Source organism: Xanthomonas populi (genome assembly GCF_002940065.1).
In the GTDB taxonomy this organism is placed as follows: domain Bacteria; phylum Pseudomonadota; class Gammaproteobacteria; order Xanthomonadales; family Xanthomonadaceae; genus Xanthomonas; species Xanthomonas populi.
On sequence record NZ_MDEJ01000074.1, the window covers coordinates 1 to 19,582 of the forward strand.

The following is a 19,582-nucleotide window of genomic DNA, read 5'->3' on the forward strand; positions in this document are numbered from 1 at the left end:
CTTTGAGAAGCTCGACGTCATGTTCCTCGGATTCCTGAGCTTCGTCCTGATCGTTGAAGGGCTTCGTATGTGTTAACAGGACCTAGCCAGAACGTGCGCTTCACCGCGCCGCGTGCCGGCACCTACATCCTCAATTTCGAAGGCACCGACTTCGATCGAGGACGCCTGCTGGCGCGTCAGCGATCTGAAGCCTGCCGACACATTTGCTGCATTCCGTCGTTTCCCTGGCGCCAATCGGCTAGTGACCTTCGGGACCGCGCCGGCATGGCACCGGTTTTCCAGCGTGTGGTGCTTGTCTGAGCTCTGACGCATTTGGTGCCTGATTTTTGCGCAACCAAGCCTGCTGGCGACCCGTCAGTGGGTTTTTTTTCTGCCTTGCACAGGCCCATTCGGCTTTGAACTGTCTTGCAAGACACGAGATAGGTCACTTTTTTACAAAGATTTATCAAAAAAATAATAAAAGCAAACAGAAGTGTGACAAAAAACACGCTTGGCTTTGCTTTTCGTCAAAAACTTGACGCCCGATTTGAGCGCTGTTAACACTCCGCTCAGTTCTCTGGTTGGGTAGCGTTCACTTTGTGACGATCCAAGGTGCAGGCGCAAGCCGCCCACCGCCATTAGGCACATGGCGCCAATCACCAGGGGAATCGCATGGCTGGAAGGCCGTTCGATGGCGACTGTTCGCCAACAAACCAGTCCCAACTCCAGGAGTCGTACGTCGATGCATCGGATTTATCGCAAGGTTTGGAACAAAGCGTTGGGCGTGTGGGCCGTGGCATCGGAATTGGTCAGCGGTGACAGCCCGGCAGCAGTGACCACTGCCGCCTTCGTCGACCGCCGCCAGAGCCGTTGCCTGGTCGCCGCGATCGCCCTGGCGCTGGGCAGCGCCGGGATCGCAATTCCCCTTTCGGCGATGGCGCAGCCGGTCGAGGTCGGCCGCGGTGCAGCGGCATCTGCCACCAAGACCACCGCCATCGGCGGCAACAGCCACGCCAGCGCGACCGGCGCAGTGTCAGCAGACGCCGATAGCAGCGCCAGCGGTGTGAACAGCAGCGCGATCGGGCGCCAGACCAATGCCATCGGCGAGAACGCGTTGGCCATCGGCGGCAACCGTTTCGTGCGCCACAGCGGCGAAAACGGCGTGGCGCTCGGTGCCACTGCCGGCGTGACCGATGCCAACTCGGTCGCGCTGGGCGCAGGCTCGCGCACTCGCGAAGACGACGTGGTGCCGGTGGGCAGTGGCAATGGCCGCGGTGGTGCGGCCACGCGCCGCATCCCCAACGTCACTGCCGGCGTCAACGCCACCGACGCGGTCAACCTGGCGCAGCTGCAGGACGTGGCCGATGTGGCCGACGACACCGCAATGTTCTTCAAGGCAACCCCGGGCGAAGGCAGCGTTGGCGCGTATGTCGAAGGCGAGAGCGCACTGGCTGCTGGCGATGCCGCCAATGCGGTGGGCACGGCGACAACGGCGCTGGGAACCGGCGCCAATGCCGTGGCCGACAATACCACCGCGGTCGGCGCCAATGCGCTCGCCTCCGGGCAGAACAGCGCGGCATTCGGCCACAACGCCCAGGCCACCGGCTCCGGCAGCGTGGCCGTTGGCGGCGCTGCGGTAAACGAAGATGGCGAGCCGCTGATCACCGGCGGCGGCGTGCCGGTGGAGACCGTTGCCACCAGCGCCGGCGTTGGCGGCACCGCCGTGGGTGCCAGCGCCAATGCCGATGGATTTGCCGCATCGGCGTTCGGCGTTGGTGCGTCTGCTGCCGGTGCGCAGTCGTCTGCGTTCGGCGCGGTGGCCAATGCGGCCGGCGATTACGCCACCGCCGTGGGCACGCAGACCAGCGCCAGCGGCACCAGCAGCACGGCGGTCGGTGGCCCGGTCGAGCGGGTTCCGGGTCTGGGTCTCTTGGTGCAGACCCAGGCCAGCGGCGAAGCGGCCACCGCACTTGGCGCCGGTGCGATTGCATCGGGCACCTACACCACGGCGGTGAGCACGTTTAGCGAAGCGTCGGGCACCGAAGCCACTGCGGTGGGTTACTTCGCCTACGCACCTGGTGAAGGCGCAACTGCGGTTGGTGCGCAGTCCTGGGCCAGCGGTGAATTGAGTACGGCGCTGGGCTATTACAGCACCGCACGCGGCGCCAACTCGGTTGCGTTGGGCGCCAACACGGTGTCAGTCGGCTCGGCCGGCGATGAGCGTCAGATCACCAGCGTCGCCGCCGGTACCGAAGGCACCGATGCGGTGAATCTCGATCAGCTCACTGCCGTGTCAGACGCTGCCGACAGCACCGCGCGCACGTTTGTCGCCACTGGTGATGGCGCCGCCATTGCCGAAGGCATCGACAGCGTTGCGGCCGGTTCCAACGCATCGGCAATCGGCGACTACAGCGCTGCATTCGGTTCGACCAGCTCCGCAGCGGCGCAGGGCACCACCGCGATCGGCAGCGGCGCGATTGCCAGCATCGACAATGCAACCGCGCTCGGTTTCAACAGCACTGCACTGGGCGATGACGCCACTGCGCTTGGCGCCGACAGCAGTGCATCGGGCGACTTCGGCACGGCTGTTGGCGGCGCCAGTCTGGCCACTGGCAGCAGCGCGACCGCGCTCGGTTACGAGAGCATCGCTAACGGTGCCGATTCCACCGCGCTCGGCGTGGGTAGCGTGGCGTTCGGCGAAACCAGCACTGCCGTCGGCGGTGCAAGCGTGGCGTTCGGCGATGACAGCGCTGCCTTCGGTTCCAACGCCGCTGCCGGCGGTACTGTATCGACCGCGATCGGCGCAGGCAGCAGTGCCTTGGGCGAGCGCACCGTCGCGCTGGGCGGATCCAGCAATGCGTCGGGCGATGACAGCGTTGCAGTGGGTTCGAGCAGTCAGGCCTCTGCGCTTGGCACCACTGCGATCGGCAATGGTGCCAATGCCAGCATCGCCAATGCCACCGCGGTCGGCTTCAACAGCAGCGCCGGCGACGATTACGCCACCGCGCTTGGTGCCGACAGCAATGCCTCGGGTTACTTCGGTACTGCTGTCGGCGGCACCAGCATCGCCAATGGACGTGGCGCGACCGCGATCGGCTACGAAAGCATCGGCAACGGCACTGCATCGACCGCGCTGGGCTTTGCCAGCGTGGCGTGGGGGAATGGCGGAACCGCCATCGGTACCGAAAGCGTGGCCTACGGTAACGACAGCACGGCGTTGGGTCCGAATGCGTATGCGGCCGACACTGGATCGATCGCAGCAGGCACCTATGCCAACGCTTACGGCCTGCATGCGATCTCTATTGGCGGTCAATCCGACGCCTTTGCCGATAACAGCATCGCACTGGGGTGGGAGGCCATTGCAGAGGGCGCACAGAGCGTGAGCATCGGTAGCGGCGCTCTCGCGTCTGCGAACAACAGCGTGGCGCTGGGCGCAGGCGCGGTTGCCGATCGCGCCAACACGGTGTCGGTGGGCAACGTCGGTGGCGAGCGTCAGATCACCAATGTCGCTGCCGGTACCGAGGGCACCGATGCGGTGAACCTGGGCCAACTCAACGCGGTCGGCGAAACCGCCGAAACCACCGCGCGTCTGTACACCGGCACCGGCGAGGGCACCGCCGATGCGCAGGGCAAGGACGCCACCGCTGCCGGTTTCAATGCGAGTGCGCAGGGCGATTACAGCAGCGCGTTCGGTTCCAGCAGCCAGGCGATCGGCACCGGTGCAGTGGCCGTGGGGAGCGGCGCCAGCGCCACCGCCAAGTTCGCCAGTGCATCGGGTTACAACGCGGCGGCCAGCGGTTCTGGCAGCGTGTCCAACGGTGCCTACAGCCAGGCCAGCGGCGACTATGCGGTTGCCGTGGGCGGCGAGAGCGCAGCGGTCGGTGCGCAGAGCACCGCACTGGGTGCAGCGGCAGATGCGTCTGGCGATGGATCGCTGGCGGCCGGCGCGCTGAGCGTGGCCACCGGCAGCGAAACCACGGCGCTGGGTTACTTCGCCAGTGCCAGTGGCGACTCGGCCACTGCGGTTGGCGCGCAAAGCATTGCCGATGGCACCAGCGCGGCCGCTTTCGGCTTCGGCGCCGAGGCCACCGCCAATTACTCCACCGCACTGGGCGGCTATTCCAGCGCGACCGGTTTCAACAGCACCGCGCTGGGCAATTTCAGCACCGCCAGCGGCTCCAGCAGCGTGGCGGTGGGTGAATTCAGCGAAGCGACCGGCGAAGAAAGCGTGGCCGTTGGTGGCAGCACGTTCTTCGGGTTTATTCCGGCGCGTGCCTCCGGCACAGGCGCTGCGGCATTCGGTGCGGGTGCGTGGGCAACGGCCGACTACACCACCGCCATCGGCTGGAATTCGTATGCCGACGGTGTCAACGCCACCGCGTTGGGTCAGAGCGCTGCGGCACTGGCCGAGAACACGCTTGCATTGGGTGGCGGCAGCCTCGCCGATGCGATCGGTGCCAGCGTCATCGGTGCCGATGCCTCGGCCACCGGCACCAACAGCACCGGCGTCGGTCGTCAGGTCAACGTGATCGGCGAAAACGCGGTCTCGGTGGGCTACAACGCGTTCGTGCGCCAAAGCGCGGTCAATGGTGTGGCGCTCGGTGCGAATGCCGGCGCAACCGGTGCCGATTCGGTGGCCCTGGGCTCTGGTTCGCGCACCTATGACGCCAACGTGGTGTCGGTGGGCAGCGGCGATGGCCGCGGTGGTCCGGCCACGCGTCGCATCGTCAATGTGGAAAGTGGTGCAATTGCCGATGCCAGTACCGATGCGATCAATGGCGGGCAGTTATTCCAGTCGCTGAGCAATGCGGCCAGCTTCCTTGGCGGTGGTGCGGCGATCGGTGCGCAAGGGGTGTTCGTGGCGCCGACCTATGTGATTCAAGGTGCCAGCTACAACAACGTCGGCGCTGCATTGACCGCATTGGACAGCAAGGTCACCGAGCTGGATGCACGTAGCGGTACCGCAACGGCCAGCACCGCCGCGCGCACGGCGTCGCTGCGCACGGCATCGGTGCCTGCGGGTGCGGCGATTGCGCAGATCGATGCTGCCGCTGATGTCGCAGATGCCACGGCAAGCGTGCAGGGCACGCCGACCGCTGCTGTGGTCAGCACGACGCCAGCGGCAACGTCCACCGCTGTCGGCACGGCCGCAGTCGCCAACGACATCACCGGCACCGCAATCGGCGGCAGCGCGTATGCGCATGGCCCCAACGACACTGCCATTGGCAGAAACGCACGCGTCAATGCCGATGGCAGCACCGCGGTGGGCGCCAACACGCAGATCGCGGCGGTGGCGACCAATGCAGTGGCAATGGGCGAAGGTGCGCAGGTCAGTGCGGCCTCCGGCACGGCGATCGGTCAAGGCGCACGTGTGAGTGCACAGGGTGCAGTTGCACTCGGCCAGGGCTCGGTTGCCGATCGTGCCAACACGGTGTCGGTGGGCAGTGTTGGCGGTGAGCGTCAGGTGGCCAATGTGGCTGCCGGTACGCGCGCCACCGATGCGGTCAACAAGGGGCAGTTGGACAACGGCGTTGCTGCCGCCAACAGCTATACCGACAGCCGCTACAGCGCGATGGCCGACAGCTTCGAGACCTACCAGGGCGATATCGAAGACCGCCTGCGTCGGCAGAACCGTCGTCTGGATCGTCAGGGCGCGATGAGCTCGGCGATGTTGAACATGTCCGCCAGCGTTGCCGGTATCGCCTCGCAGAACCGGGTCGGTGCCGGCGTCGGGTTTCAGAACGGCGAATCGGCGTTGTCGGTGGGCTATCAGCGTGCAATCAGCCCGCGCGCCACGGTGACGGTCGGCGGCGCACTCAGCGGCGATGACCGCTCGATCGGCGTGGGTGCCGGCTTCGGCTGGTAACGCGCATTGCATGAAACGCGGCCTGAGGGGGCGGGTAAGGACCGTGGCTGGGCCGGCCAACGGATTCGCATGGCGTGATGGCCTTAACCACGCTGATCCACGAAAAACTGAAGAGGACTTCACCGTGATCGACAAGAATTTCCGTTTCAACCCGCTGACCGACGCCATCCTGATGATGGTCCTTGGTGCGTCGGGCACCCTCGCTGCCGCCCCGCAACTGCTGGTCAAGGAACCGACTCAGGCAGCATCGGCAGGCGACGCATTCAGTCGCCGCCTGATCGTGCGCTACAAGGACAACACTGCTGCTGCGAGCGATCGCGCCGTCAAGCTCGGCGCCGTGCAGGCCGCTGTTGGCCGCGTCAATGCAAGCAGCAGCGGCGCGGCCAACAGCGCAGCCGCCGTCAAGGCAATCTATGTGCGCAAGCTTGGCATTGGTTCTGACCTGATCAAGCTGTCCAGCGCGCTGACCGCCGCACAGCTGGACAAAGTGGTGGTCGAGCTCAAGAGTGACCCGTCGGTTGCCGCCGTGCAGATCGATCGCATGCTGCGCCCGGTCGAGATCCACAAGACTCTCGCAGCGACCGACGTGACCCCGCAACTGGTTCCCAACGACCCGCTGTACACGCAATACCAGTGGCATCTGAGACACCCCAACGGCGGCATCAACGCGCCGGCGGCGTGGGATCTGTCGCAGGGTGCCGGCGTGGTGGTGGCAGTGCTGGATACCGGCATCCTGCCGGGCCATCCGGATGTTGCCGTCAACCTGCTGCAGGGCTACGACTTCATCACCGATGCCGAAATCTCGCGTCGCCCGACCGATGCCCGCGTGCCAGGCGCGCTGGATTACGGCGACTGGCAAGAGGCCGACAACCTCTGCTACATCGGCTCGGTGGCGCAGGAAAGCTCCTGGCACGGCACCCATGTCACGGGTACCGTCGCCGAGGCGACGAATAACGGAATAGGCATGACGGGCGTGGCGCCGAAGGCGACCGTGTTGCCGGTGCGCGTACTCGGCCGTTGCGGCGGCTACACCTCCGACATTGCCGATGCGATCGTCTGGGCCTCGGGCGGTGCGGTGGATGGCGTGCCGGCCAACACCAACCCGGCCGAAGTCATCAACATGAGCATCCGTGGCGGCGGACCCTGCGATGCAGCAACCCAGCTGGCGATCAATGGTGCAGTCTCGCGCGGCACCACCGTGGTGGTGGCGGCCGGCAACGGTGGCGAAGATGCGGCCAACCACTCGCCGGCCAGCTCCAACAACACGATCACCGTGGGCGTCACGCGCATCAACGGCGGCATCACCGACTACTCCAACTACGGCAGCAAGGTCGACTTGTCGGGCCCGGGCGGTGGTGGCAGCGTGGACGGCAGTCCGGGCGGCTACATCTGGCAGGCCGGCTACACCGGTGCGACCACGCCGACCTCCGGGACCTATACCTATAAGGGCCTAGATGGCACCTCGATGGCATCCCCGCACGTGGCCGGCGTCGTGGCGCTGGTGCAGAGCGCGGCCATCGGCCTGGGCGATGGCCCGCTGACCCCGGCCGCCGTGGAGACCCTGCTCAAGCAGACCAGCCGTCGTTTCTCGGTGACCCCGCCGGCCAGCACCCCGATCGGCAGCGGCATCGTCGATGCCACGGCCGCGCTGGAAGCGGTGCTGGTGGAGCCGTGCGATCCGGCCACCGAGTCCTGCGCACCGACCGCCATCGCACTGACCAACAAGGCACCGTTGGCTGGATTGAGCGGTGCCGCCGGTAGCTCCACGCTGTACAGCTTCGAAGCCAAGGCCGGTGCCGTGCTTAGTTTCATGACCTACGGCGGCACCGGCGATGTGTCGGTGTATGTGAGCTTCGACGCCGAGCCCACCGCCACCTCCTACGATGCCAAGTCGACCCGCCCGGGCAACAGCGAAACCGTGCGTTTCACTGCACCCAAGGCAGGCGCTTACTACATCAAGCTGGTCGGTGCGAAGGACTACGCGAAGCTGAAGCTCATTGCGCGACAGTAAGCGTTGAAATAGTGTGGCCGATGCCCCCCGGCCACTCACCGGGGCATCGTTTTTCAGGGCTATTCAGATGCGTGCGGTTGATCGTCGCGGCAAACTGCTACAGTCGGCGCCGAACCAGTGGAGACGAGTGTGAACGCGGTTGCCGTCGATCCAGTTGAGCATCCAAGTGCGCAGACGCGCATCGTCCAGGCGCTGCTTGAACGCCGTCTTCTGAAGGACACCGATCTACTGCGCGCGCGCCAGTTGCAGACCGAATCCGGCATGGGCCTGCTGGCTCTGCTGGGCCGTCTGGGATTGGTGTCCGAACGCGATCATGCAGAGACCTGCGCCGACGTGCTCGGCCTGCCGCTGGTGGACGCACGCCAACTCGGCGATACCCCGCCGGAAATGCTGCCCGAAGTGCAGGGCTTATCGCTGCGTTTTCTCAAACAATTTCATCTGTGTCCGGTCGGCGAACGCGATGGCCGGCTGGATCTGTGGATCGCCGACCCATACGACGATTACGCGATCGATGCGGTGCGCCTTGCGACCGGCTTGCCGCTGTTGTTGCAGGTCGGGCTGCGTTCGGAAATCGACGATCTGATCGAGCGCTGGTACGGCCAGGGCCGCAGCGCGATGGGCACCATCGTGGAAACCGCCGACGGCGATGCCAACAGCAGCGACGATATCGAAGCGCTGCGCGATCTGGCCTCCGAAGCGCCGGTGATCCGGCTGGTGAATCTGGTGATCCAGAACGCGGTGGAATTGCGTGCCTCCGACATCCATATCGAACCGTTCGAAAGCCGGCTCAAGGTGCGTTATCGCGTGGACGGGGTGCTGGTAGAAGGCGAAAGCCCGCCCGCCAAACTTACTGCCGCAGTGATCAGCCGCGTCAAGATCATGGCCAAGCTCAACATCGCCGAACGCCGGCTGCCGCAGGACGGCCGCATCATGCTGCGCGTGCAGGGCAAGGAGCTGGATCTGCGCGTCAGTACCGTGCCCACCGCACATGGCGAGAGCGTGGTGATGCGCCTGCTCGATCGCGAAACGGTGGTGTTCGACTTCTACAAGCTGGGCTTTACCGAAGATTTTTTGCCGCAGTTCCGCAAGGTACTGGAGCAGCCGCACGGCATCATGCTGGTGACCGGCCCGACCGGTTCGGGCAAGACCACCACGCTGTACACCGCGTTGAGCCAGCTCAACACCTCGGACGTGAAAATCATCACTGTCGAAGACCCGGTGGAATACCAGATCGAAGGCATCAACCAGATCCAGGCCAAGCCGCAGATCGGGCTTGATTTCGCCAACGCGCTGCGCAGCATCGTGCGTCAGGATCCGGACATCATCATGATCGGCGAAATGCGCGATCTGGAAACCGCGCGCATCGCGATCCAGTCCGCGCTCACCGGCCATTTGGTGCTGTCTACGCTGCACACCAACAACGCGGCTGGCGGCATCACCCGCCTGCTCGACATGGGTGTGGAAGACTATCTGCTCACGTCCACCATCAATGGTATTTTGGCGCAGCGGTTGGTCCGCAAACTCGACCTACCTAACGCCGAGCGCTACGCCGCATCGCCTGAAGAGATAGAGCGGTTCAATCTGCGCCGTCTGCAGCCGGAGGGCGAGATTTACCTGTATCGCCCGCGTGCGTCCGCAGCGGCCCCGACCGGCTATCTCGGCCGCACCACCATCGTCGAATTCCTGGTGATGAACGACGAATTGCGGCGCGCGGTGATGCGCCGCGCCGGCATGGGCGAGATCGAACAACTGGCCCGCAAGGCCGGTATGCGCACCATGTACGAAGACGGCTTGTCCAAGGCTCTGCGCGGCGAAACCACCATTGAAGAAGTGCTACGCGTCACGGAGGATGCGTGAGCGGTGAAGTGACGGGACCGGGGACCTGGGAGCGGGGACCCGGGAACAGCCAAGTCAACGGTGTGGCTGCGTCTTTCTCATGTGCCGACCGAAGCGCTGCCAGATTCCCGTGCTGCAGCACGCTGCTTTTCCCGTGTCCCCGGTCCCGCGTCCTGGGTCCCGGCTCCACCTAATGCCTCTTTACCGCTACAAAGCGCTCGACGCGCACGGCGAAATGCTCGATGGCCAGATGGAAGCGGCCAGCGATGCAGAGGTGGCTTTGCGTCTGCAGGAGCAGGGCCATCTGCCGGTAGAAACGCGTCTGGCCACCGGCGAAAACGACGCGCCGTCGCTGCGCATGCTGCTGCGCAAGAAGCCGTTCGACAACGCCGCACTGGTGCAATTTACCCAACAGCTGTCCACGCTGATCGGTGCCGGCCAACCGCTGGACCGCGCGCTGTCGATCCTGATGGATCTGCCCGAAGACGAAAAAAGCCGGCGCGTGATCGGCGACGTGCGCGACACCGTGCGTGGCGGCGCACCGCTGTCCTCGGCACTGGAACGCCAGCACGGGCTGTTCTCCAAGCTGTACATCAACATGGTGCGCGCGGGCGAAGCCGGCGGCAGCATGCAGGACACCTTGCAACGTCTGGCCGATTATCTGGAGCGCAGCCGCGCACTCCGCGGCAAGGTGATCAACGCGCTGATCTATCCGGCGATCCTGCTGGCGGTGGTCGGCTGTGCGTTGCTGTTTCTGCTCGGCTACGTGGTGCCTCAGTTCGCGCAGATGTACGAAAGCCTGGATGTGGCGTTGCCATGGTTTACCCAGGCGGTGTTGAGCGTGGGTTTGTTGGTGCGCGACTGGTGGGTGGTGTTGATCGTGGTGCCGGGTGTGTTCGGGCTGTGGCTGGATCGCAAACGTCGCAATGCGGCGTTTCGTGCCGCACTGGATGAATGGTTGCTGCGGCAGAAAGTCATCGGCAGTTTGATCGCCCGCCTGGAAACCGCACGGCTGACGCGCACGCTGGGCACCTTGCTGCGCAACGGCGTGCCGCTGCTGGCGGCAATAGGCATCGCGCGTAATGTCATGTCCAATCTGGCGCTGGTCGCCGATGTCGACGCCGCTGCCGACGACGTCAAAAACGGCCATGGCCTGGCGATGTCGCTGGCACGCGGCAAGCGCTTCCCGCGGCTGGCCCTGCAGATGATTCAGGTAGGCGAAGAGTCGGGCGCATTGGACACGATGCTGCTCAAGACCGCCGACACTTTCGAGCTGGAAACCGCCCAAGCCATCGACCGCGCGCTGGCCGCCCTGGTGCCGCTGATCACGTTGGTGTTGGCCTCGGTGGTCGGGCTTGTCATCATCTCGGTGCTGGTACCGCTCTATGACCTGACCAATGCCATTGGGTGAGAGCGGCCAGCAAAAGGACTGCGCTCACCGCCAGGCGGGCGCGGCCGGTGCTCGGAATCGGCATGTACCACTCGTACACTGCGGTTCGGAGCGCGCGTCCGCGCCCACCTGACGACTGCTCGCTACGTGTTGCCAGACGTTCTCAGGCTGAAACGGATTCACAACAACTTTCCGGTGACCGCACGACACCCATGCGGGAACCATTGCAATGCCCGCCGTGTCATCTTCTGGCGGCAGCATCTTTCATCGACGTGCAAGGAAATCGTTCATGATCAAGCGCTCCATTACCCGTAGTCCATCGCGTGCAGCCCAGGCCGGCATGAGCCTGCTGGAAATCATCATCGTCATCGTGCTGATCGGCGCGGTGCTCACCCTGGTGGGTAGCCGTGTGCTCGGTGGTGCCGATCGCGGCAAGGCCAATCTGGCCAAATCGCAGATCCAGACCCTGGCCGGCAAGATCGAGAACTTCCAGCTCGACACCGGCAAGTTGCCGAGCAAGCTTGACGAACTGGTCACCCAGCCGGGCGGCAGCAGCGGCTGGCTCGGCCCGTACGCCAAGCCGGTCGAACTCAACGACCCCTGGGGCCACACCATCGAATACCGCGTGCCGGGCGATGGCCAGCCGTTCGATCTGATCAGCCTTGGCAAGGACGGCCGCCCCGGTGGCAGCAGCTACGACGCGGACATCAAGTACCAATAAGCCTTAGCCCATGCGCGTTGCGTGTCAGCCGTTGCGTCATCCGCATGGAGTGGTCGGTCCTGGTGGCAGGCGCGCGCGTGGCAGTTCGTTGCTGGAAATGTTGCTGGTCATCGCCTTGATCGCGCTGGCCGGCGTGCTGGCCGCCGCCGCATTGAACGGCGGCATCGATGGCATGCGCTTGCGCACCGCAGGCAAAGCGATCGCCTCGCAGCTGCGCTATACCCGCACGCAGGCGATTGCCACAGGCACCCCGCAGCGCTTTTTGATCGATCCACAGCAGCGCCGTTGGGAAGCGCCCGGTGGACATCACGGCGATCTGCCGTCGTCGCTGGAGGTGCGTTTCACCGGCGCGCGTCAGGTGCAGTCGCGGCAGGATCAGGGCGCCATCCAGTTCTTCCCCGATGGCGCTTCCACCGGCGGGCGCATCGATCTGCATGTGAAAAACGCCACTTGGCGTGTGGACGTGGGCTGGATCACTGGCGAAGTGCGCTCCGGTCAATTGCGGACGCCGGCGCCATGAAGCGTCAGCGCGGTTACACGCTGATCGAGGTGATCGTCGCCTTCGCGTTGCTGGCGCTGGCATTGAGCCTGTTGCTGGGATCGCTGTCCGGTGCCGCACGTCAGGTGCGCGCGGCCGACGACAGCACGCGCGCCACCTTGCACGCGCAGTCGTTGCTGGCATCGCAAGGCATGGACAAACCGTTGGTACCCGAACAGCAACAGGGCAGCTTCGAAGACGGGCATTTCCGCTGGTCGATGGATGTGCGCCCCTACGACGAACCGCGGCGCAATCCGCAGGCGCCGGTGTCCCCCGGCGCGCACACGCTGCTGCAATTGACCTTGGTGGTGCGTTGGGGCGAGCAGCCTAACCAAGTGCTGCAATGGCGCACGTTGCGGTTGGTCGCTGCGGCAGCGCCGGGTAGCGCCCTATGAAGCGTTCGCGCAGCGCAGGGTTTACCTTGATCGAAGTGTTGTTGGCCACGATGTTGCTGGTCGGCGGGCTGGCCTTGGCGTTCGCCACCTTGCGCTCGGCCAGTGCGGTGAGTCAGCGCGGCGAAGCGATCGCCCAGCGCAGCGAGCGCGTGCGTGCGGTGGAAGAATTCCTGCGCCGGCGGCTGGCCGCCGCGTTGCCGATCGCCATGGGCATCGACCCGCAAAGTCAGCAGCCGATGTTGTTCATCGGCGAACCGCAGCGCATGCGTTTTGCCGCCGATGTACCGGATTATCTGGGCCGTGGCGGGCCGTATCTGCATGATCTGTCGGTGTCCGGCGATGGCGAGCAGCACACTCTGTTGATCGCATTGACCATGCTCCAATCGGGCAAGTCGATCGAAGAGGGCACCGCGCTACCGCCGGAAAAACTCGCTGAAGGCGTGCAACAGGTGAGCTTTCGTTACCGCGGCATGGATCTGCAGAGCGGCCGCCTGAGTGCGTGGTTGCCGCAATGGGAATGGCACGACCGGCTGCCGCTGTTGGTGCGCATCGACATCCGCAGTGGCAATGCCGCGTGGCCGTCGTTGGTGGTGGCGTTGCCGCAATCCAGCAATCCGGGAGCGTGGCAATGAGCGCGATGCGCGGCGCCGCGCTGGTGTTGGTGTTGTGGCTGATTGCGTTGCTCACGGCAATGATCGGTGCATTCGCGCTGACCGCGCGGGTGGAAGCATTGCAGGGCAGCATGCTGCGCAACGGCGCGCAGGCCCAGGAATACGCGCGCTCCGGCCTGGAATACGCGTTGTTTCGCTTGCAAAGCACCGACACGCAGGCACGCTGGCGCGCAGACGGCCGACGCTATCGTTGGCAGATGGACGATGCCACTGTGGAGATTCGTATCACTGACGAGAGCGGCAAGGTGGATCTGAACATGGCCGAGCCCGCGCTGTTGGCCGGGTTGGTACGCGCCGTCGGTGGCGGGCAGGGCCGCGATACGCGCATTGCCGGCGCCATCGTCGATTGGCGCGATGGCGACTCGCTGAGCCAGCCCGGCGGCGGCGCGGAAGATCGCGATTACGCCGATGCCGGGTTGCCCTATGGCGCAAAAGATGGCCCTTTCGAAACCTTGGGCGAGTTGCGCCTGGTTCTGGGCATGGATGGCGAGTTGTATCGCAAGCTGTTGCCCAACCTCACCCTGTACAGCGGCCGTTCGCGCCCCGAAGCGCGCTTTGCGCCGAGCCCGGTGTTGACCGCGATGGGCCTGGATGCGCGGCAACTGCTGGCCCAGCGTGAGGCGCCGCCGGGTTTGCCGGACAGCGAGGCGACGGTCGGTGGCTCGGACACTTATAGTATCGAGAGCCGGGCGCGACTGAGTCAGGGACGCGGGGCCGTGTTGCGGGCGGTCGTGTCCATCAGTGCGTCCGCATTACCTGGGTCGGCCTATACCGTGTTGCGTTGGGAAGAGGGAGCAGCAGTGCAATGACCGCATGGCGGGATACCTTGGGTCGTATCGGCGTACGCGCCATGCCGGGAGCCGGAGGCTTCTGGCGTTGGTGGCAGCAATCGTTGCTTGCCTGGTTGCCGCAGCGCTGGCAATGGCAGTTGGGCCTGTCGCAATCACGCCTGTTATTGCAACCCGACGGCGAAGCGCTAAAACTGCTGCGCCAGCTCGATCACAGCAGCGAGGATATCGCCAGCCTGCCGTGGCCGGTGCAGCCGCAGGAAGTCAATGCCTTGCTGCCGACTGCGCTGGAAGGCTTGCCGCGGCATTGGCTGCTGCCGGCCGCGCATGCCTTGCGTCGCCCGTTGCGTCTGCCTGCAGCGGCAGCCGCACGCCTGCAGGACGTGGCGCGTTTTGAAATCGATCGGCAAACCCCGTTCACCGCCGACCAGGTGTATTTCGACGCGCGCGTGCTCGACGTGCGCGAAGACGGCCAGCTCGATGTAGAACTGGTGGTGGTGCCGCGCCGCATGATTGATGGCCCGGCAGGTGTGCCGGATGCATGGATCAGCGCCTTATCCGGCATCGATGTCACCGATGCGCAGGGCCTGCCATTGGGCGTGAATCTGCTGCCGCCGGCGCGTCGCCTGCGCCGTAGCGACCCGATGCAGCGCTGGAATCTGTTGCTCACCGCCGCCGCGCTGGTGCTGCTGGCACTGGCCGGGTGGCTGCTGCTTGACAACCGCCACCAGGCCGCCGACGACTTGCGTGCCAAGGTGCAGGCCAACGCCGCACGCGCGCGCCAGGTCGCCGCCGAACGCCAGCAATTGCTGGATCTGGTCGAAGGTGCCACCTTCTTCCAGCAGCAACGCGCCACCCGCCCCACCTCGGTGGAAATCTGGGACGAGCTGAGCCGGCGCCTTCCCGGCGGTACCTATCTGGAAAAATTCTCGGTCGAAGGCGGGCAATTGCAGTTGATCGGTTTGAGCAACGAAGCCTCCTCGCTGGTGCGGCGTCTGGAAGGCTCGCCGCTATGGCGCACGCCCTCGCTGACCGGCGTGCTGCAGAGCGATGCAGGTCGTAACGTGGACCGCTTCACCATCACCGCCGAACTGGCCGGCCCTGATGCCAAGGAGGCGGCCGATGCCACGCAGCGTTAAGCGCGATCGCTGGATCGCTTTGGGCCTGTTGGTGCTGGTGATCGGCGTGGCCTATCTGGTGCTGGTGCACCCGTGGTTCACCCAGCCGATGATCGCGGTGCAGGACGACCTGCAAGCGTTGCGCGAGCGCGAGCTGCGCGTGCGCGTGCAATTGCAGCAGGCGCCGGAAGTGAGCAAACGGCTGCGTCAAGCGCGCCAGACCTTGGAAAGCCGCCCCGGCTTCCTGCCGGAAACCTCGGCCGAACTGGCCTCGGCCGGTCTGGTGCAGCGGCTGGAACGCGCGGTGGTGGAAGCCAGCCCCGGCAACCGCAGCTGCGCCATCAGCAACCGCTCGCCGTTGCAGCCGGAGAGCAAGGCACGCTTCACCCGCGTGGCGGTGCAGGTGCGCCTGCGTTGCGGTACGCCGGAACTGGCCTCGGTGTTGTACAGCCTGGAAAACGGCACGCCGCGCTTGTTCGTGGACAACCTCAACGTGATGGCGCAGCGCTACCAGCTCTCCCCCAACGAAAGCGGCAACGGCCTGGATATCGCCTTCGAACTGGCCGGCTATCTGCGCCCGGGCGCCAGCGCCGCGCCGCTGAAGACCGACCCCCCCCCCCGCGACTCCTGCCAACGGGGAGGCCAGCAATGCGCCTTGACCTGATCGGCCTGCGCACCTGGCTGCTGGGCACCGTGGTCGGCTGGACGTTGCTGGTGTGCGTGCTGGCCGTGGCTGGGCTGGGCAAGCGCGTGGAGCTGCTGCCCGACGACCCGGCACTGGTGCAGCGCCTGCCCACCTTGCCGGCACCGGCGCCGGAGCGGCTGGGCGCGTTCGAGAAATATTCGGAAATCGCCGCGCACCCGGCCTTCGCCGAAGACCGCCTGCCGCATCCGTTCTTCCTGTCCGGCAACGACGGCAGCGGCGCCGCATCGACGGTGCGGCTGACCGGCGTGCTGCTGACGGACAACTTCAAGATGGCCACGCTGACCCTGGACCCGCACGATTCGGTGCGGGTCAAACTCGGCGGCGATGCGGTCAAGGGCTGGCGCCTGCTCGCGCTGCAGCCGCGCAGCGCAACCATCGAAGGACCCGGCGGCACGCAGACCCTGGAACTGCAGGTGTTCAACGGCCAGGGCGGGCAACCGCCTACTGCCAATGCGGCCGCACGCGTCGCTGCTGGCGCCATCCCGCCGTTACCGTCGCCCGATGCCGCGGCGGTCGCGCCGACACAGCCGCCGCAGCCCCAGCCCGCCACGTCTGCCCAGCAGCCCGGCGGGCAGGCACCGCCGACGGTGCCGCCGCAACGCAGCGATGGCGCCCAGGAAGCGCCACGCCCCTCCGACGATCAGATGCGTGCCATCCGCGAGCGCATCGAAGCCCGACGCCGCCAGCTGCAACAGCAGCGCCAGAGCGGCTCAACCCCCGGTCAGACCCAATGAGTGAACGCATGACGCCGCGCCTGTTTCCCGTCTCCCTGCTGATCGGCCTGCTGGCCGGTTGCGCCACCACTCCGCCGCCGGACGTGCGCCGCGACGCGCGCCTGGACCCGCAAGTCGGCGCTGCCGGCGCCACCCAGACCGGCGCCGAGCAAGCTGCCGACGGTAACACCAGCGCCAAGCCGGTGCCGGTGATCCGTCGCGGCAGCGGCAGCATGATCAACCAGAGCGCGGCCGCCGCGTCGTCGCCCACGCTGGGCATGGCCAGCACCGGCAGCGCCACCTTCAATTTCGAAGGCGAATCGGTGCAGGCGGTGGTCAAGGCGATCCTGGGCGACATGCTCGGCCAGAACTACGTCATCGCCCCGGGCGTGCAAGGCACCGTGACCCTGGCCACGCCCAACCCGGTCTCACCGGCGCAGGCCTTGAACCTGCTGGAAATGGTGCTGGGCTGGAACAACGCGCGCATGGTGTTCAACGGTGGCCGCTACAACATCGTGCCGGCCGACCAGGCGCTGGCCGGCACCGTCGCGCCCAGCACCGCATCGCCCTCGGCCGCGCGCGGTTTCGAAGTGCGCGTGGTGCCGTTGAAGTTCATTTCCGCCAGCGAAATGAAGAAGGTGCTGGAGCCGTACGCGCGGCCCAACGCCATCGTCGGTACCGACAATTCGCGCAACGTGATCACCCTGGGCGGTACCCGCGCCGAGCTGGAGAACTATCTGCGCACCGTGCAGATCTTCGACGTGGATTGGTTGTCGGGCATGTCGGTGGGCGTGTTCCCGATCCAGTCCGGCAAGGCCGAAAAAGTCTCCGCCGATCTGGAAAAAGTCTTCGGCGAACAAAGCAAGACGCCCAGCGCCGGCATGTTCCGTTTCATGCCGCTGGAAAACGCCAACGCGGTGCTGGTGATCACTCCGCAGCCGCGCTATCTAGACCAGATCCAGCAATGGCTGGACCGCATCGACAGCGCTGGCGGCGGCGTGCGGCTGTTCTCGTACGAGCTGAAATACATCAAGGCCAAGGATCTGGCCGATCGCCTATCGGAAGTGTTCGGTGGGCGTGGCAATGGCAGCGACTCCAATGCTTCGTTGGTACCGGGTTCGGAAACCAGCGTGCTCGGCGGTGCGCTGGGCAATCGCGACAGCAGCATGGGTGGCAGCTCGGGCACGACCGGTGGCAGCATCGGCGACAGCAGCGATGACAGCTCGTCCGGCGCCAGCTTCGGCGGCAGCAGTGGCAGCAGTGGCAGCAGTGGCAGCAGTGGCAGCAGTGGCAGTGGCAGTGGCAGCGGTGGACTGGGCAACGGAAGTCTGCAGCTGTCGCCGCGCAGCAACGGCAATGGCGCGGTGACGCTGGAAGTGGAAGGCGACAAGGTCGGCGTATCGGCGGTGGCAGAAACCAACACCTTGCTGGTGCGCTCAACGCCGCAGTCGTGGAATTCGATCCGCGACGTCATCGAAAAGCTCGACGTGATGCCGATGCAGGTGCATATCGAGGCTCAAATCGCAGAAGTGACGCTGACTGGTCGATTGCAGTACGGCGTTAATTGGTACTTCGAAAATGCAGTCACGACCCCATTTAATACTGATGGAAGCGGTGGTGGCCCCAATCTCCCCTCGGCTGCCGGTAGAGGGATTTGGGGGGATGTTTCCGGTAGCGTTACAGACAATGGCGTCGCTTGGACATTTCTTGGAAAGAATGCAGCTGCAATTATTAGTGCGTTAGATCAAGTGACTAACTTGCGCCTTTTGCAGACTCCTTCTGTTTTTGTCCGTAACAACGCAGAGGCCACACTTAATGTGGGCTCGCGGATTCCGATAAATTCCACTTCAATCAATACAGGACTGGGTAGCGATAGCAGCTTCTCATCTGTGCAATACATAGATACAGGTGTGATTTTAAAGGTGCGCCCGCGTGTGACGAAGGATGGAATGGTATTTCTTGATATTGTTCAGGAAGTCAGCTCGCCTGGCGCAAGGCCCGCTGCTTGCACAGCTGCAACGACTACAACGGTCAACAGCGCCGCATGCAATGTCGACATCAATACTCGTCGCGTTAAAACGGAGGCGGCTGTTCAGAATGGCGACACAATCATGCTCGCAGGCCTGATCGACGACAGTACAACCGATGGAAGCAATGGCATACCTTTCCTAAGCAAGTTACCAGTTGTTGGTGCACTTTTCGGAAGTAAGACACAAAATACCGACCGCAGAGAGGTTATCGTGCTTATCACTCCATCGATCGTGCGCAACCCGCAGGAAGCACGCAATCTCACCGACGAATACGGTCAGAAGTTCAAGGCCATGGAGCCGTTGCCGGCGTTGGGCAAGAAGTAAGTGCCCAGACCCTCAGCGTCACCAAACGTCAGTTGCATGGATCACTCCTCAACGTAGGGGTGGGTTGTCGCGTATCTGGGATGCGTGGTTCAGAGGTTCCCTGAGTTAGAAATCTGCTCCAGTTGAAACGCATTTGGCAATGCGCTACTGTGTCGTAGGGGGGCTAAGACAGGGAGAATTTATGAAAGCTGCGCATGTCAAATTTTTGTCCTTATTTGCTCTTGGGTTTTTCTCCTTTCAGGCGTTGGGGGAAGTAGTCATTCCAGGAGTTTTTACTGGAACTTCTGATTCGGTTTATGGAAATACTCCGGCCAAGGCGGTCGAACGGGCTGCGGTAGCTGCTTTACAAGCGGCATAGCAGCAGTCGTATGGTAATTGCACTTTGTCTGGCTAAAGCTACCAACCGCACTATACATCTTATAGGAGCCTCTAAAAACCCCAGCAATCTGCCATCATTGACTTGACGCCCTGCCAGCGGAGAACGACAGACATGATC

The 19,582-nt window shown here is 64.6% G+C and carries 14 protein-coding genes, 1 other RNA gene and 1 pseudogene; all 16 read left to right on the forward strand.

Going from position 1 to position 19,582, the window contains the following annotated elements:
* Window positions 1–93 precede the first annotated feature (93 nt).
* The 16 genes and pseudogenes from XpopCFBP1817_RS12740 to XpopCFBP1817_RS21595 all read left to right on the forward strand — a co-directional run bounded on the left by XpopCFBP1817_RS12740 (window position 94) and on the right by XpopCFBP1817_RS21595 (window position 19,444).
* Complete coding sequence (locus XpopCFBP1817_RS12740; protein ID WP_167393928.1) at window positions 94–300, forward strand: hypothetical protein; 207 nt, start codon at window positions 94–96, stop codon at window positions 298–300.
* 421 nt (window positions 301–721) lie between these two features.
* A complete protein-coding gene (locus tag XpopCFBP1817_RS12745; RefSeq protein WP_128417416.1) occupies window positions 722–5,845 on the forward strand; it encodes an ESPR-type extended signal peptide-containing protein in 5,124 nt (1,707 codons plus the stop codon).
* Between the two features lie 124 nt (window positions 5,846–5,969).
* Window positions 5,970–7,856, forward strand: coding sequence for a S8 family peptidase (locus tag XpopCFBP1817_RS12750; RefSeq protein WP_128417417.1), 1,887 nt, complete (start codon window positions 5,970–5,972; stop codon window positions 7,854–7,856).
* A 129-nt stretch (window positions 7,857–7,985) separates the two neighbouring features.
* Window positions 7,986–9,713: a type II secretion system ATPase GspE gene (gene gspE / locus XpopCFBP1817_RS12755; RefSeq protein WP_167393929.1), complete on the forward strand. Its 1,728-nt coding sequence runs from the start codon at window positions 7,986–7,988 to the stop codon at window positions 9,711–9,713.
* Between the two features lie 172 nt (window positions 9,714–9,885).
* Window positions 9,886–11,103: a type II secretion system protein XpsF gene (xpsF, locus tag XpopCFBP1817_RS12760; RefSeq protein ID WP_128417419.1), complete on the forward strand. Its 1,218-nt coding sequence runs from the start codon at window positions 9,886–9,888 to the stop codon at window positions 11,101–11,103.
* A 62-nt stretch (window positions 11,104–11,165) separates the two neighbouring features.
* Window positions 11,166–11,241, forward strand: a non-coding RNA gene (locus XpopCFBP1817_RS12765) — sX9 sRNA.
* Window positions 11,242–11,371: 130 nt separating this feature from the next.
* Window positions 11,372–11,803 carry a type II secretion system major pseudopilin GspG gene (gene gspG, locus XpopCFBP1817_RS12770; RefSeq protein ID WP_128417420.1) on the forward strand — a complete coding sequence of 144 codons (432 nt, stop codon included), beginning with the start codon at window positions 11,372–11,374 and terminating at the stop codon, window positions 11,801–11,803.
* A 10-nt stretch (window positions 11,804–11,813) separates the two neighbouring features.
* The gene (gene xpsH, locus XpopCFBP1817_RS12775) at window positions 11,814–12,323 is read left to right on the forward strand and encodes a type II secretion system protein XpsH (RefSeq protein ID WP_128417421.1); all 510 of its coding nucleotides are present in this window, start codon (window positions 11,814–11,816) and stop codon (window positions 12,321–12,323) included.
* Window positions 12,320–12,736 carry a type II secretion system protein XpsI gene (gene xpsI / locus XpopCFBP1817_RS12780; protein WP_128417422.1) on the forward strand — a complete coding sequence of 139 codons (417 nt, stop codon included), beginning with the start codon at window positions 12,320–12,322 and terminating at the stop codon, window positions 12,734–12,736. The genes xpsH and xpsI overlap by 4 nt, the downstream gene beginning before the upstream one ends.
* Entirely contained in the window at window positions 12,733–13,368 is a 636-nt protein-coding gene (locus XpopCFBP1817_RS12785; RefSeq protein WP_128417423.1) for a type II secretion system protein J, read from the forward strand. The genes xpsI and XpopCFBP1817_RS12785 overlap by 4 nt, the downstream gene beginning before the upstream one ends.
* Window positions 13,365–14,216: a type II secretion system minor pseudopilin gene (locus XpopCFBP1817_RS12790; protein WP_128417424.1), complete on the forward strand. Its 852-nt coding sequence runs from the start codon at window positions 13,365–13,367 to the stop codon at window positions 14,214–14,216. Before XpopCFBP1817_RS12785 ends, XpopCFBP1817_RS12790 begins: the two co-directional genes overlap by 4 nt.
* Complete coding sequence (locus XpopCFBP1817_RS12795; protein ID WP_128417425.1) at window positions 14,213–15,334, forward strand: PilN domain-containing protein; 1,122 nt, start codon at window positions 14,213–14,215, stop codon at window positions 15,332–15,334. Before XpopCFBP1817_RS12790 ends, XpopCFBP1817_RS12795 begins: the two co-directional genes overlap by 4 nt.
* Window positions 15,318–15,972: pseudogene (gene gspM, locus XpopCFBP1817_RS12800) on the forward strand (type II secretion system protein GspM). Before XpopCFBP1817_RS12795 ends, gspM begins: the two are co-directional and overlap by 17 nt.
* Entirely contained in the window at window positions 15,962–16,753 is a 792-nt protein-coding gene (gene xpsN, locus XpopCFBP1817_RS12805) for a type II secretion system protein XpsN (protein WP_128417427.1), read from the forward strand. Before gspM ends, xpsN begins: the two are co-directional and overlap by 11 nt.
* Entirely contained in the window at window positions 16,750–19,086 is a 2,337-nt protein-coding gene (gene gspD, locus XpopCFBP1817_RS12810) for a type II secretion system secretin GspD (RefSeq protein WP_128417428.1), read from the forward strand. Before xpsN ends, gspD begins: the two co-directional genes overlap by 4 nt.
* A gap of 181 nt (window positions 19,087–19,267) precedes the next feature.
* Window positions 19,268–19,444 (forward strand): hypothetical protein, encoded by a 177-nt coding sequence (locus tag XpopCFBP1817_RS21595; protein WP_158251300.1) that lies wholly within the window; start codon window positions 19,268–19,270, stop codon window positions 19,442–19,444.
* The last annotated feature ends 138 nt before the right edge of the window (window positions 19,445–19,582 follow it).

Coding starts and splice junctions, on each gene's coding strand:
- XpopCFBP1817_RS21595 (WP_158251300.1), top strand. CDS start 19,268: ATGAAAGCTGCGCATGTCAAATTTTTGTCCTTATTTGCTCTTGGGTTT.
- gspD (WP_128417428.1), top strand. CDS start 16,750: ATGAGTGAACGCATGACGCCGCGCCTGTTTCCCGTCTCCCTGCTGATC.
- XpopCFBP1817_RS12745 (WP_128417416.1), top strand. CDS start 722: ATGCATCGGATTTATCGCAAGGTTTGGAACAAAGCGTTGGGCGTGTGG.
- xpsH (WP_128417421.1), top strand. CDS start 11,814: ATGCGCGTTGCGTGTCAGCCGTTGCGTCATCCGCATGGAGTGGTCGGT.
- XpopCFBP1817_RS12795 (WP_128417425.1), top strand. CDS start 14,213: ATGACCGCATGGCGGGATACCTTGGGTCGTATCGGCGTACGCGCCATG.
- XpopCFBP1817_RS12785 (WP_128417423.1), top strand. CDS start 12,733: ATGAAGCGTTCGCGCAGCGCAGGGTTTACCTTGATCGAAGTGTTGTTG.
- xpsI (WP_128417422.1), top strand. CDS start 12,320: ATGAAGCGTCAGCGCGGTTACACGCTGATCGAGGTGATCGTCGCCTTC.
- xpsF (WP_128417419.1), top strand. CDS start 9,886: ATGCCTCTTTACCGCTACAAAGCGCTCGACGCGCACGGCGAAATGCTC.
- XpopCFBP1817_RS12790 (WP_128417424.1), top strand. CDS start 13,365: ATGAGCGCGATGCGCGGCGCCGCGCTGGTGTTGGTGTTGTGGCTGATT.
- gspG (WP_128417420.1), top strand. CDS start 11,372: ATGATCAAGCGCTCCATTACCCGTAGTCCATCGCGTGCAGCCCAGGCC.
- xpsN (WP_128417427.1), top strand. CDS start 15,962: ATGCGCCTTGACCTGATCGGCCTGCGCACCTGGCTGCTGGGCACCGTG.